The sequence below is a fragment of the Xanthomonas sp. DAR33341 genome (assembly GCF_003992815.1).
GTDB lineage: Bacteria > Pseudomonadota > Gammaproteobacteria > Xanthomonadales > Xanthomonadaceae > Xanthomonas > Xanthomonas cissicola.
Genome location: NZ_QEYV01000045.1, coordinates 1 through 13,165, shown reverse-complemented (window position 1 = coordinate 13,165; position 13,165 = coordinate 1). Strand labels below are relative to the sequence as shown.

The window sequence follows — 13,165 nt, the reverse complement described above, 5'->3', positions numbered from 1 at the left end:
CGCAAGAGCTCGCTTGCGGTCCTATTTCACAAATTTGAATGCGGTGGAAAGTTTCATTCCACGTATGCCTTTTCGGACAAAGGGCAATCTCTTCGTCTCGAGGAGTGAGAAAAAGTGTTGACCTTGCGCATGCTGATGGGAGCACGACTGGGACAGGTGGGCGAACTATTGCCACCTGATCAGGGGCCTATCCGGCCCCAAGAATTCCGAGGTTCGCAGGCACAGGGCCTTGAAGCGCTTCCGTTCGCTTGGCTATGCTCGGGTATCACGCGGGGTATCACAAAAGGTACCATTTTTGGATCACCCCACTCCGGGATAAGCTAGGAAAATCAATTGGTTGGCGTGCAAGGATTCTGTTCCCATCGCCCGCTCCACGTGCCGTAAGGCTTCCAACGATTCGGGCCGCTCCGCAATTACCGGCGCGCTCCGCAATTCTTGGTCTCCTAGCGCCGCTTAGCCTGGCTGAGCATCAAGCCACGCCTGCAGTCGATCTGCAGATTCCATTGGGCGAACTATCAAAGACCAGACGGCAACCTCGTCTGTTTCATGTCCATACGTGGTTGTCGCCCTTGTGCCCGGCGACCAGTCCGCCGTGATTCCAAGCTGTTCGATTCCTGCCAGCAAGATGCCGCGTTGAGTAGATAGAACCGGCACCGCGCCACCGATCAACAGCATGCGCTCGTCAAAAAGATCACATTTCATAAGGCTCTCCGTTGTGAGAGCAGATGGTCGCAAAGAAAAATCTTAGGGGTGACTTGCGGTTTATGCTCGGATTACATTGAAATTTGACCGGTACTCTGGGTTCAGTTTGTCGCGTCGAATTTGAATGACCGCTCCGTGATTGCGCGTAGCGCCGAGCTGCATCGGATCAGATTTCGTCAGGCTGTTATTTATTTGCGTGGTCGCTGTCTTGCGTACCAACGCGCCGCTTGCCTCTTTTTTGCGCATGGACATCTGAAGCCCGCACAAAGAACGAAGAAAAAGAATAGGCATCGCGGATGGATTGGCATACAGTGCCCGCCGCTACGCTGGCAGTGGTTGCTGGCGCAGATGTCAGGTTCGATGGAACGCTTGACCAGGCCGACCGGCTGTAGTGGCAACAAGGCAAGACACGCGGAGCGCGGTCTGCTGATTTAGAAAGGAAGTGGCTGTTGAGGTTGTTGAAACGCTGGATGTTGTTGCTGGTGGTTTTGGTTTTACCTGTAAGTGCTGCAGAGCTGGTCGGTCGTGCGACGGTGACCGATGGTGACACCATCACCGTTGCCCATCAGCGCATCCGCCTGTGGGGCATCGATGCGCCGGAGAGCGCACAACAGTGCAGCGCACACGATGGCAACGCCTGGCCGTGCGGCCGCCGCGCTGCAGCGGCATTGGATGGCTATCTGCTAGACAAGACCGTGCGCTGCCAGCCAAAAGATACCGATCGTTATGGCCGCACGGTCGCCGAATGCTTCGTGCAGGGGCAGTCCGTCAATGCATGGATGGTGCGCTCTGGCTGGGCGGTCGCCTATCGTCAATACGCCACCGCGTTCGAAGCAGACGAGCGCATCGCGCAGCAGCAGCGGCGCAATCTTTGGCAGGGCGCGTTTCAGATGCCGGCAGACTACCGCCGCGACAGGAAGGCGCGGACAGCAACCACACGCCAGGCTGCAGCATCGGTGCCAAGCAATTGCACGATCAAGGGCAATATCTCCAGCGATGGCAAGAAGATCTTCCATCTGCCGGGCCAGCGCGATTACGCGAAGACGCGCATCTCGCCGGCGAAGGGCGAGCGTTTCTTTTGTTCGGTGAATGAAGCGGCTACCGCCGGGTGGAGACCGGCGCAACGGTGATGGTGCTGCGGGGTACCGAGGCCCGCCGGCATCCCAGCTTCTGAATTTTCTTGCGTAGAGTCAGGGAGATCCCGATTGAGCCGGCTCTACTGCCGCCGCATAGTGCAGGCATGACCACCCATTCCCAACTCGTCGGCGCGCTGATCAAGGGGATGCGCCGTGCCGAGTCTGCGTGGGCGGCGTCGATTGCCTACGGCGCCGGGCTCGCAAAGCAAGTGAGCTTCGGCCATGTCACGCCGGACAATGCGGGCAAGGTCTTGGACATGTTCGCGCTCGATCCCGAACAGATCCGCGAACTCGGGCTGATTGGGGTGGAGGAACTGGGCGAGACGGTCTATCACGCGTGGTCGATCAATGCCGGCGAATTGGATCGGGTGGTGCAGTGGTTTCGCACCCCGCGGGTGGAGTTTGTCGGCAAGCACTGCAGCGAACTGATCCGCGCCGGGCGAATCGGCCCGGTCCTGACCATGGCCCGCGAGCACGCACTGCTTCGCCATCGCTGAGCGCCAGCAGACCCGCACGGGCCCGGGCGCTTTACGCTGGGCGGCCCAGCGGCAATACTCGTCGACCCGTCCATACCTTATGTTTTGCCAATGCGCCAGGATTCGCCCGCTTCACCCACCGCCGCCGCCCGGGCTCAACTGCTGGAAGAGCTGCGCAAGCTTGAGCAGGAAGAAGCGCAGCTGAAATACGCCCAGACGCTGGAAGCCTTCGACCAGGTGATCGAGGTGCTTACCCAGTTCGGCAGCCGTTTCAATGCCAAGCAAAAATCCCAGATCGCCTCGCTGGCGATGACCGGCAAGACCAAGGGGCCGCTGTCTTCCACCGGCGAAGTGGTCGCCAAGTACTGGATTCCGCATTCCGGCGAAACCTGGTCCGGCCGTGGTCGTACGCCGCGCGCCTTCAAGGCCTGGGAAGGCACCAGCTCTTATAAAGAGTGGAAAGCCAATCATCCGGATAAGCGCTTTCCGCTGTATCCGGGTTGAGTCGCCCCACAAGGCATATCGAAGGCCCGCAATGGGCAAGGCGTTGCTTTGGCCTTCGATGTTTTGGTGAGTGGTTTGCGCACCAGCGCCTTGCTTTGCGTTTGTCGTATTGCAAGACGCCTGGCTGATTTTCCGTGGTCTGGGGATTTCGGTTGGATTTTCAATGAATCTATCGTCGATAAATGGCTTGGATGTTTGCACGCTTTAAGTGTGGTTGGCCGCAGACTTGCTGATGTCTGGCTTTTGAGCGTGTACTGCAGCTGCACGGCTGAGGACCGCAAGCCGCATGTTTTCAAACATCGCAGTCGATGCAGGTTTTTCAAGCAAGGCCACGCGCCAGGAATTACGAAGAAAGTATTCGCCGTGTTTCTCGCAAAATCATGGAGAGGGCGAGGGCTGCGTACGAATTTCAGCTCCACATCCCGGTAGCAAGCAATGACGTGGCCTAACGTAAGAGGTCGCACAGATTCGCTCAGGCATTGCCATCCGCACCATCACCCTGGCCACGCGCAAGCCGCGTAGCGCACGCAGAACCAATCCGTCATTCCATCGACCGAAACAAAAAACGCTTGCTGCCTACCCGATACCGGTAGACAGCAAGCGTCGCTCCTGAGTGCGCGTTGCTGGGACAGCTTTACTGGTCGCTCTTGCACTCGAAGACCGACACGCTACGCGGCGGGGCCAGGAATTCGCTGGCACCGGCCGGCATCATGTCCACTTGCAGCGCTTCGTCGGTGGAGAGCACCAGCTTCCAGTGCACCGGCTCATCGGAGGAGGGCAGGGTAAAGGTCACGCCCTCGTGATAGGCGTTGATGACGATGAGCAAGGTGTCGTCGTTGGCCAGTTCCTTGACCCCCGAGGTCTGCGCCTTGCCTTCCAGCAACAGGCCCACCGAGCGCGCGGCGGGGTCGGTCCAGTGCGCATCGTCCATTTCGATGCCGCCTGGATTGAGCCAGGTGAGATCGCGCAGGCCGGCTTCTTCGTTGTACTGGCCGTTGAGAAAGCGGCCCCGCGACAGGATCGGGTAGCGCTTGCGCAGACGGGTCAGTGTCTTCACGAACTCGGTCAGGCGGCCGTCGGTCGGATCGTTTTCCCAGTCCAGCCAGGTGATTTCGTTGTCCTGGCAATAAGTATTGTTGTTGCCCCCCTGGGTCTGCGCACGCTCGTCGCCGCTGAGCATCATCGGCGTGCCTTGCGATAGCAGCAGCGTGGCAAGCAGGTTCTTCATCTGCCGCTCGCGGATCTGCAGCACCTCGGCGTTATCGGTGTCGCCTTCTTCGCCGTAGTTGCAGGAGCCATCGTTCGACGAACCGTCGCGGTTGTCCTCGCCGTTATCGATATTGTGCTTTTCGTTGTAGCTGACCAGATCGCGCAAGGTGAAGCCATCGTGGGCGGTGATGAAGTTCACCGACGCCCACGGGCGCCGGCCGCGGCGATCGAATAGATCGGCCGAACCGGTGAAGCGGGTCGCGAATTCCGCCAGCTTGCCGTCTTCGCCTTTCCAGAATTCGCGCGCATTGTCGCGGAACTTGTCGTTCCACTCCGACCAACCCGGCGGGAAGTGGCCTACCTGATAACCACCTGGGCCGCAGTCCCACGGCTCGGCAATCAGCTTGACTTCCGACAGCAGCGGGTCCTGGTTGCAGGCATCCAGGAAGCCGCCACGTTGATCGAAGCCACTCGGCTCGCGGCCAAGAATGGTGGCCAGATCGAAGCGAAAGCCATCCACATGCATTTCGCCGGCCCAGTAGCGCAGCGAATCGTTGACGAACTGGATCACCCGCGAATTGCTCAGATTCAGCGTATTTCCGGTACCGGTATCGTTGATGTAGTAGCGCTTGTCATCAGCCAGGCGGTAATAGCTGGCGTTGTCGATGCCCTTGAACGACAAGGTCGGCCCCAGCTCGCTGCCTTCGGCGGTGTGGTTGTAGACCACGTCCAGAATCACTTCCAGACCCTGTTTGTGCATGGCCTTGACCATGTCGCGAAACTCATCGCGATGTCCGCTGGACAGATAGCGCGACTTCAGCGCGAAAAAGCCGATGGTGTTGTAGCCCCAGTAATTACGTAGCCCCTTGTCGAGCAGATGCTGGTCGTCCAGGTACGCGTGTACCGGCAATAGCTCCACCGCGGTAATACCCAGGTCCTTGATGTATTGGAGTACCTGCGGCTGGGCCAGGCCGGCGAAAGTGCCGCGCACCGCTTCGGGTACCTGTGGATTGCGCATCGTGTAGCCGCGCACATGGGTTTCGTAGATGACCGTTTCATTCCACGGCTTGAGCAGGCGGGTGTCGTCTCCCCAGTCGTAGGTGTCTTCGACCACCACGCACTTGGGCATGAAGGGCGCGCTATCGCGCTCGTCGAAGCTCAGGTCGCCGTCGGGGTGGCCCACGGTGTAGCCGTAGAGCTCATCGGACCAGATCAGATCGCCGTCCAGCTCGCGCGCATACGGGTCCAGCAGCAGCTTGTTGTGATTGAAGCGATGACCTTCGGTCGGCGCATAGGGGCCGTGGACACGGTAGCCATAGCGCTGGCCCGGCTTGGCATCGGGAAGATACCCGTGCCAGATCTCGTTGGTGTACTCCGGCAGGTCGACGCGGGTTTCGTTGCCCTGTTCGTCGAACAGGCACAGCTCGACACGCGTGGCATGCGCGGAAAACAGCGCGAAATTGGTGCCCTTGCCGTCGAAGACGGCGCCGCGTGGGAACGGGCGCCCCTGACGGATACGGGAGGGGTTGGCATAGGCCGCGCTTGCTGGACGTCGCATGGAAAGTCTCGGATGCGCCGGCACGCCGGCATTGAGGGGCCTCAAGCATTGCGTCCACGGCTGTGCAAAACGCGTTACGGCAACAGAGGTGTGGCGTGAGGGCGCCGTCGGGATCGTTCACTTGGCGCGCCGCTGTACCACGCGCGGGCGAGCCGCATTGCGGCCATGCGCGAGCAATGGGGCGAGGCCCACCCACTTGCGGCGATCAGGCTGAAGTCCGCGCGAAGTGCGTTGCGCAATCACGCATATGCGTTGCTTGAGCGACGCGCCAACGCCCTGCTAGCATCGATCCGGTTGAGGCCGTGCAGCCACGGCGTTAGTCGGACCTGTCGCAGTCCCCTCGCTCTTTCATTCTCGGGGCCGTCGCAGTCGGCCTGATCGCAGCGTACATCGCGGGCCTGCCGCGAACGCGCAATCGGCCTGCATTGTACGGACTTGGGTCACTTCGTCATCAGACTCTGCCCATGTCCAAGCCGCGCCGCGTACCTGCCGCGATGAAAATCGCCATCCTTTCCCGCAACAGCAAGCTGTATTCGACCCGGCGGCTGATCGAAGCCGGACGCAAGCGTGGTCACACCGTACGCATCCTCGACCCGTTGCGCTGCTACATGCGCATCGCCGCCGACGGCTTCAGCCTGCACTACAAGGGCAAACCGATCACCGGCTTCGATGCGGTGATCCCGCGCATCGGCGCCTCGGTCACTCGCTATGGCACCGCAGTGCTGCGCCAGCTCGAGTTCATGGGCACCTACACGCCCAACCCGTCGGACGCCATCCTGCGCTCGCGCGACAAACTGCGCGCGCATCAGTTGTTGGCAGCGCAGGGCATCGATATGCCGGTCACCGTGTTCGGCGACAACCCCGACGACACCCAGGACCTGCTCTCCATGCTCGGCCCGCCGCCGCATGTGGTGAAGTTGAACGAGGGTGCGCAAGGCGCCGGGGTGATCCTGACCGAAAAGGCCAGCGCTTCGCGCGGCGTGGTCGAAGCGCTGCGCGGGCTATACGCCAACTTCATCGTGCAGGAGTTCATCGGTGAGGCCGAAGGCGCCGACCTGCGCTGCTTCGTGGTCGGCGACAAGGTCGTCGCGGCGATGCGCCGCCAGGCGGCCGAAGGCGATTTTCGGTCCAATCTGCACCTGGGCGGCACTGCCGCCGTGGCCGAGGCAACCGAACAGGAGCAGGAGGTGGCGGTGCGCTCGGCACGCGCCTTGGGCCTGGCAGTGGCTGGGGTCGACCTGATCCGCTCAAGACGCGGCCCGCTGGTGCTGGAGGTCAACTCGACCCCAGGCCTGGAAGGGGTGGAAGGCGTGTGCGGCGTGGATGTGGCCGCGGCGATTGTCGTGCACCTGGAGCAGTCGGTCCGCCGATCGGCCGGCTAACGGTTTTACCGAAAAATTAACGAAAATCTAATTACGGCCCCGCTAGCCTCTCCCGACCGTAGCTCCGCTCTCGGCAGTGACGGTGATCGGGATGAACTTTTGGCCCAAGTGCGGTGTCGCACTTGGGCCTTTTTATGGACGGCTTGCCGCTGTTGGGGTTCGCGTCTACATTCGCCAATGTTAAATCGGTCGGGCACAAGGAGGCGTCGCATGGCAAAACGGTGGAGTGTTGCGGGACTGCTGTTCGCCGCGGGCCTGATGAGTGGTCATGCCTTGGCGGTCGCGCTCGATCTGGACAAGCCGTTCAAGCCGCAGGCAGCGCAGGTCCGTGCCGATCTCGCCGACGGCGAGAAGTACTCCGAGATCAGTCAGGATGAGCGCGCTAAGGTGGGCGCTGCGCTTGATCGGATCGAGGCAGCGTTCCAGGCGCAGCCAGATATCCAGGCACTGCAGCCAGAGCAATTGGCGGCGGTTCGCAACGATCAGGAGCTCGTCACCCGAATTTTGACCAAGGCACGCGAAGATAGCCGGCTGATTTGTCGGCGCGAGCGCGCGACTGGGTCGCAGATGAGTACGAAACAGTGCATGACGGCTGCCCAGCGGCGCCGTCAGACCACGGTGAGTCAAGACGAAATTTCTCGGCGCCAGCGCTAAAGACAGCTTAACGAACGAGGTTCCAGTGCGAATTCTAGTAATTGAAGACAACAGCGATATCGCCGCAAATCTTGGCGATTACCTCGAAGACCGGGGTCACACGGTGGACTTCGCCGCCGACGGGGTGACTGGCCTCCACCTTGCCGTGGTGCACGAGTTCGATGCCATCGTGCTCGACCTCAACCTGCCTGGCATGGATGGCATCGAGGTCTGCCGCAAGCTGCGCAACGAGGCGCGCAAGCAGACCCCGGTGTTGATGCTGACCGCGCGCGACTCGCTGGACAACAAGCTGGCCGGCTTCGACTCCGGCGCCGACGACTATCTGATCAAGCCGTTCGCGCTGCAGGAAGTGGAAGTGCGCCTCAACGCGCTATCGCGTCGCGGCAAGGGCGTGCACACCCGCGTGCTGGAAACCGGCGATCTGGAATACAACCTGGATACGCTGGAAGTGCGTCGCCGCGGCAAGCTGCTGCAACTCAACCCGACTGCGCTGAAGATCCTGCAGGCGCTGATGGAAGCCTCGCCGGCGGTGGTCACGCGCCAGGAACTGGAAACGCGCGTGTGGGGCGAAGAACTGCCCGACTCCGATTCGTTGCGCGTGCATATCCACGGCCTGCGCGCCGTGGTCGACAAGCCGTTCGATGTGCCGATGATCCAGACCCGCCACGGCATCGGCTACCGCATCGCCTCGCCCGATGCCTGAAAGCACGAGCGAGACGCGGCCGGCGCGCCGGCGCGGCCGCTATCGGCGGCGCCTGCGCAGCCGCATCATCCTGTCGTTCGTGTTGCTGGGCTTCTGCCTGACAACGTTGTTCGCCTTCGCCACCAACTGGGCGCGCTCGCGCGTGGAAAACCAGCTGGTGGAAGACGTGATGAACCGCAACATCGACGCCTTCGCGCAACGCTTTTATTCCGATCCGATGCGCAACCCCGATCTGCCGTTGCAGCAGATGCGCGGGCGCGTGGTCAAAAGCGACAAGTTCGAAGCGCTACGCCGCGAACAACCGGAGTGGTACCAGCTGCCTGATGGCATCCACACCATCACCGGCGTCGACGAAAGCGGCACTACGTATTCGTACAAGCTTGCGGTGCGCAAAACGCCGAGCGAGTGGTTCTTCCTCGCCTACGACATGACCCAGGCGCTGAAGGGCGAAATCCAGCTCAAGCGCACCCTGGTCTTGTCGGTATTGGTGTTCAGCGGGTTCTCGTTGCTGATCGGCTGGTGGTCCGCGTCCAAGGTGATGCGCCCGGTCTCCGATCTGGCTGCGCGCCTGCGGGCCTATCGTGGCGGCACCAGCCAACCCAAACCGCTGGCCGCGCACTTCCCGGACGACGAGGTCGGCCAGCTGGCCGAAGCGCTGGACGACTACTCGGCGCGTCTGACCGAAGTGGTGCAGCGCGACCGCGAATTCAACGCCGACGTCAGCCACGAACTACGCACCCCGCTGGCGGTGATCCGCGGCGCCACCGAGCTGCTGCTGACCAAGCCCAACCTGGACGAAAAGGTGTTGCAGCGGCTGCAACGCATCCAGCGCGCCGAGCAGCAATGCAGCGATTTGATCGGCTCGTTGCTGTTGCTCTCGCGCAACGAGCGCGGGCAGGGCAGCAGCAATGTCGCCAAGGTGGCCGAACAACTGATCGACTCGCACCGCGCCCAGCTCGGCGGAAAACCCCTCGAGCTCGTGCTGGAAGGCGAGCGCGATCTGGTCATCGATGCCCCGGAATCCGCCCTGTCGGTCGCGCTCGGCAACCTGATCGGCAACGCCGTCAAATACACCCAGGACGGCCAGGTGCGTGTGCGCGTGCTGGGCGATGCAGTGGAAGTGATCGATTCCGGCCCCGGCCTGAGCGAAGAAGACGCCGCCAAGCTGTTCCAACGCGGCTACCGCGGCACCCACGCCGGCCACTCGCAAGGCGGCGGCATCGGCTTGTCGATCGTCAGCCGGCTTTGTGATCTGTACGGCTGGCGGGTCAGCGTGCGCCCAGGCCAGCAGCGCGGCGTCATCGCAACCCTAGCCTTCCATCGCTAACCACCACCTGCACTCCCGTAGGAGCGCACCCGGGCGCGACGGCCTTACCCATTGCGCCCCCAGGGCAGCGCCTCCAGACAACAACCGCACCCAAAACCCAGCTCAGCACTCGACCACCGTCACCACCAACTCGCCCGCACGCGCGGTGATCTGCAGCTTGCAACCAACCGCAAAGCCCAACTGCTCCAGCCACAGCCCGCGCAGTCGCACACTGGGAATCCGCTGGCTGTGTGGCCGGCCGGGTTCGGCCTCGTAGAACGCATAGCCCACCGTGCAGCGGGTGGGCGTGCGCGCCTTGCGCGGTGGGCGCGGCGGCAGATCGTCTGCGCGAGGCTTGGGGCGATGGTCGAAGTTGAGGTTGTCCACATCGAACGTGGGCGACGGCACCAGCCGCATGGGCTGTGCGTCAGTTACCGGCTTAGTCGCCCGCTTTGCGATAGTGGCGCGCGTGGCATTCGATTTGGACCGCTTGGTGGTTGGAGACTGCGTCCGGCTCATTGCCTCACCTCCGCCAGCACCATGGAGCGACGACGCGCGCCAGCCAATACCGATGCATCTGTCATGACAACGCCTCCTCGAAGAACAGGCACCGTCGCCGGCCGGCGACGGGATGTCGGGAGGTTAGAAACCGTGCATAGTCGGCGGGCGTATTCCTCCCGAAGGAGTGTTGTATTAGCCGCCCTCCCGACGCAGGCATCGCGTCGGCTTGTACCTGCGAACAGGCACAAAAAACCCACCGGTTTGACGGAGGTGGGTACCGCTATGCATGGAGTTTCTACGCTCCTTGAGGCAGAGATTGCTACTGCTTGCTTGGGATGTCAACTGCGGGAGCGTAAGGAGTGGTTGGAAGGTGAATCCTCCGTCGTTGCTCGGTATTCGCCTAATGAACGGCTACAATTCTTTTTTAGTCGCTAAGAGTAAGTTTGCCAGTGAATAAAGATATGAAGGTGTACAAATGGGTGAGATTTCTTTACTGGACGATTCTTAGTGCATTCATTCTGCTTGGCGTGTTCTTCAGTCCTACCTCTGGGCAATTCTTTCTCGGAGCAGCAATTTTTGTTCTGATTTCTCTGTTCGTCTGCTTGGTTAAGTGTCCCCACTGTAACCAATGTGTCGGGTACAGGTCCTTTGGGCTACTTGCAGTGATGTGGCCTTTCGGTGGCTGGTGTTTAAATTGCCAAAGAAAACTATTCGGCAAGGCGACTTCTTCTTCGAGTAATCCATTGAATCAGGTAGGACGCCGTGAAGATGGAAAAAGTTGATATAAGTACCCATTGTCCAGCCATCTCCATCGCAAGCTTGTCGTCAATGTAGACAGGCCCAAACATTAGATATAGGACGGCAAGGAAACAAGAGCTAATAAAAGAGAAGGCTAGTCGATAGCGTATTTTCATTCTTCGATCTCTCAGAATGGCGTCTCGACAGGGCTGCATTCATCGCACTTGAGCCACTTCAAGCCAACGAGCTCGGACTTACCCCACTGAAGCCCGACACCCGCATCAAGGCCGCCGCCACTGCCACCTAGTGAGCAAGAGGTGCCATTCTTTGAAACGGCAGGTGTCCACTCGCTTCCCATTTGGTATGCATTGCAGCCGCCACCAAATCCTAAGGAAACGCCGGCATTTTCCATGAAAAAAAGGCCGACTAGATTGCTTGGAACGATATCTGGCAGCTGATCTTCCAATGTTACATCTCCAGCTGTTGATGTGGTCGGGAGATACTTTAATCCTGCACCAAATCCAGCGCCCCACGCCCTCACGAGTACGCGTGCTTTCCGGCCATTAACACATTGGGATGTGAGGTCGAACACATAAGCACCCACAGATAAAGCGCCGACACCAACTGCAGCAGGCATCGCCTTGCCGTTCCAGCGGACGAGTCCATTAGTGTCTTTCCACATTAATGGGCTAGATCCAGTGTAGCTGTAAGTCGTCGATCCGCCATCGAGTCCAATCGGATCACTCTGCCCATACCGCCCGGTAGCCGCCTCATAATCCCGGAAGTAATTCTGATTTAGTCCACTCGCCGCATCAAACCGCTGCCCCGGGAAGCGCATATCCAGCACCAGCGCCGCACTATCGCCATCCGGATCCTGATTCGGCGCGGTGTTGCCGAAGGCTTCGCCCTTCAGGCTCCATGTCCACACCGCTACATCGCGGGTGGGGTCGATTACCACGCGCGGGCTGCCTAGGTGGTCGGGTTCGATGTAGTGCAGTTTGTTGGCATTCGCCAGCAGGCCGACCGGTAGGTCATCCAGCCAGATCGCCTGCTGCTTGGGCGCGCCGTTGCTGTCGTAGTCGCCCAGCCAGTGGCCGGCTTCATCGTAGAGCGTGTAGGTGTTGGTGGTGCCGAGGAAGCGGCGCACCTGCTCGCCTTTACCGTTGTAGCGGTAGTTCATGGTCACCGCGCCGGCGCGGCGGGCCTGGGTCATGCGGCCGGTGGTGTCGTAGGTGTACTGGCGCGCGGTGCCGCCGATGGCCGTGGTGTTGCCGGTGGCATCGTATGTACGTGCGACGCCGGCGACGGCGCTGAGGCGGTGGCTGTCGGTCGGGTAGGTGTAGGCCTGCGTGGCCGTGCCGACCTTGGCGCTGAGGCGGTTGCCGGTGGCGTCGTAGCTGTAGCCGTCAATGACAGTTCCGGTGACACCATCGGTGAGGCCGGTCAGGCGGCCCAGGGCGTCGTACCCCAGGCCGATATCCGGCGCGGGATTGCCTGCGGGCGTCAGTGCGGTGAGGTTGCCGGCCGGGTCGAAGCCGAAGCCCACGTCCAGCCCACCCGGGCGGGTGTCCTGGATCGCCTGCGGGCGGTAGTCCAGATCGTAGCGGCGGGCGAGGGTGCGGCCATTGCCGTAGGTCCAGCCGGCGGCCGGGCCGAACGGGTAGTAGCTGGCATTGCCCAGCAGCAGCTGCCGGCTGCCGCCGGCGGGCGTGACGCCAATTTGCGTGGTCTGGCCTTGTGCATTGCGCACGTAATCGACCACAGCCCCGTCGGGATACGTCATCCGCCGCAACTGGCCGCCGACGGTGTAGTCGTAACGCAGCACCAGCGCCTTGCCGTTGCTGGTCTGTACCTTGCGCACCAGATCGCCGAAGCGGTTGTAGCAGTACTGGGTGATCGCGCCGCCGTCCTGCATCTTGGTCAGGCGACCGATGGAGAAAGTCTCCCCGCTCGTGCAGGCCGTCTGCGTCACGTCGTAGGTATAGGTGACGTTGAGGCTGGTGGTGGGGTAGGTGACTTTGGTCAGGCGATTGAGCGCGTCATAGCTGTAGGCGGTGGTGCTGCCGCGCGCGTCGGTCTGGGTGGCGCGGTTGCCGGCGCTGTCGTAGGTGTAACTGGTGACGCCGGTGTCCGGGCTGGTGAGCTTCACCAACTCGCCGAAACCGTTGTAGTCGTAGGTGGTGTCCAGACCCTTGGGGTCGGTGACCTTGGTCAGGTTGTCGAGTGCGTCGTATTCGAACTTGGTGTCGGCCTTGATGCCGGCGACATCCTGCAGCGTGCGCGAGCGGCGATTGAG

11 protein-coding genes are annotated in these 13,165 nt (G+C 61.3%); 7 read left to right on the top strand and 4 right to left on the bottom strand.

The window, feature by feature from the left end:
* Positions 1 to 453: 453 nt before the first annotated feature.
* Complete coding sequence (locus EO156_RS22415) at positions 454 to 702, bottom strand: hypothetical protein (RefSeq protein ID WP_078538225.1); 249 nt, start codon at positions 700 to 702, stop codon at positions 454 to 456.
* Between the two features lie 470 nt (positions 703 to 1,172).
* Here EO156_RS22415 and EO156_RS22405 point away from each other — a divergent pair, with 470 nt between their 5' ends.
* The 3 genes from EO156_RS22405 (at position 1,173) to EO156_RS22395 (ending at position 2,818) form a co-directional block, all read left to right on the top strand.
* Positions 1,173 to 1,832, top strand: coding sequence for a thermonuclease family protein (locus EO156_RS22405; protein WP_003490665.1), 660 nt, complete (start codon positions 1,173 to 1,175; stop codon positions 1,830 to 1,832).
* A 110-nt stretch (positions 1,833 to 1,942) separates the two neighbouring features.
* Entirely contained in the window at positions 1,943 to 2,335 is a 393-nt protein-coding gene (locus EO156_RS22400) for a hypothetical protein (RefSeq protein WP_003490667.1), read from the top strand.
* Between the two features lie 90 nt (positions 2,336 to 2,425).
* On the top strand, positions 2,426 to 2,818 hold the full coding sequence (locus EO156_RS22395) for an H-NS family nucleoid-associated regulatory protein (RefSeq protein ID WP_003490669.1): 393 nt from the start codon (positions 2,426 to 2,428) through the stop codon (positions 2,816 to 2,818).
* A gap of 634 nt (positions 2,819 to 3,452) precedes the next feature.
* Here the strand turns inward: EO156_RS22395 and glgX are convergent.
* On the bottom strand, positions 3,453 to 5,585 hold the full coding sequence (gene glgX / locus EO156_RS22385; protein ID WP_016850712.1) for a glycogen debranching protein GlgX: 2,133 nt from the start codon (positions 5,583 to 5,585) through the stop codon (positions 3,453 to 3,455).
* 464 nt (positions 5,586 to 6,049) lie between these two features.
* Here glgX and rimK point away from each other — a divergent pair, with 464 nt between their 5' ends.
* From rimK to EO156_RS22365, 4 genes are all read left to right on the top strand, one after another.
* Positions 6,050 to 6,967 carry a 30S ribosomal protein S6--L-glutamate ligase gene (gene rimK / locus EO156_RS22380; protein ID WP_016850711.1) on the top strand — a complete coding sequence of 306 codons (918 nt, stop codon included), beginning with the start codon at positions 6,050 to 6,052 and terminating at the stop codon, positions 6,965 to 6,967.
* A gap of 177 nt (positions 6,968 to 7,144) precedes the next feature.
* Positions 7,145 to 7,621, top strand: a complete 477-nt coding sequence (locus EO156_RS22375; RefSeq protein ID WP_026007153.1) for a hypothetical protein — start codon at positions 7,145 to 7,147, stop codon at positions 7,619 to 7,621.
* 25 nt (positions 7,622 to 7,646) lie between these two features.
* Positions 7,647 to 8,324, top strand: a complete 678-nt coding sequence (locus EO156_RS22370; protein WP_003490678.1) for a response regulator transcription factor — start codon at positions 7,647 to 7,649, stop codon at positions 8,322 to 8,324.
* Positions 8,317 to 9,651, top strand: coding sequence for a HAMP domain-containing sensor histidine kinase (locus EO156_RS22365; RefSeq protein WP_029828354.1), 1,335 nt, complete (start codon positions 8,317 to 8,319; stop codon positions 9,649 to 9,651). The genes EO156_RS22370 and EO156_RS22365 overlap by 8 nt, the downstream gene beginning before the upstream one ends.
* 102 nt (positions 9,652 to 9,753) lie before the next feature.
* On the opposite strand, the gene EO156_RS22360 is transcribed toward EO156_RS22365, so the two are convergent.
* Together EO156_RS22360 and EO156_RS22350 are read right to left on the bottom strand one after the other, a co-directional pair.
* Positions 9,754 to 10,149 (bottom strand): SymE family type I addiction module toxin, encoded by a 396-nt coding sequence (locus tag EO156_RS22360; protein ID WP_070077007.1) that lies wholly within the window; start codon positions 10,147 to 10,149, stop codon positions 9,754 to 9,756.
* A gap of 907 nt (positions 10,150 to 11,056) precedes the next feature.
* Positions 11,057 to 13,165 (bottom strand): RHS repeat protein (locus tag EO156_RS22350; RefSeq protein ID WP_164735866.1); only part of this gene is annotated, 2,109 nt, incomplete at its 5' end.

Excerpts from the sequence above, each read along its gene's own strand:
- EO156_RS22415 (WP_078538225.1), bottom strand. The coding sequence starts at position 702 with ATGAAATGTGATCTTTTTGACGAGCGCATGCTGTTGATCGGTGGCGCG.
- EO156_RS22405 (WP_003490665.1), top strand. The coding sequence starts at position 1,173 with ATGTTGTTGCTGGTGGTTTTGGTTTTACCTGTAAGTGCTGCAGAGCTG.
- EO156_RS22400 (WP_003490667.1), top strand. The coding sequence starts at position 1,943 with ATGACCACCCATTCCCAACTCGTCGGCGCGCTGATCAAGGGGATGCGC.
- EO156_RS22395 (WP_003490669.1), top strand. The coding sequence starts at position 2,426 with ATGCGCCAGGATTCGCCCGCTTCACCCACCGCCGCCGCCCGGGCTCAA.
- glgX (WP_016850712.1), bottom strand. The coding sequence starts at position 5,585 with ATGCGACGTCCAGCAAGCGCGGCCTATGCCAACCCCTCCCGTATCCGT.
- rimK (WP_016850711.1), top strand. The coding sequence starts at position 6,050 with ATGTCCAAGCCGCGCCGCGTACCTGCCGCGATGAAAATCGCCATCCTT.
- EO156_RS22375 (WP_026007153.1), top strand. The coding sequence starts at position 7,145 with ATGTTAAATCGGTCGGGCACAAGGAGGCGTCGCATGGCAAAACGGTGG.
- EO156_RS22365 (WP_029828354.1), top strand. The coding sequence starts at position 8,317 with ATGCCTGAAAGCACGAGCGAGACGCGGCCGGCGCGCCGGCGCGGCCGC.
- EO156_RS22360 (WP_070077007.1), bottom strand. The coding sequence starts at position 10,149 with ATGAGCCGGACGCAGTCTCCAACCACCAAGCGGTCCAAATCGAATGCC.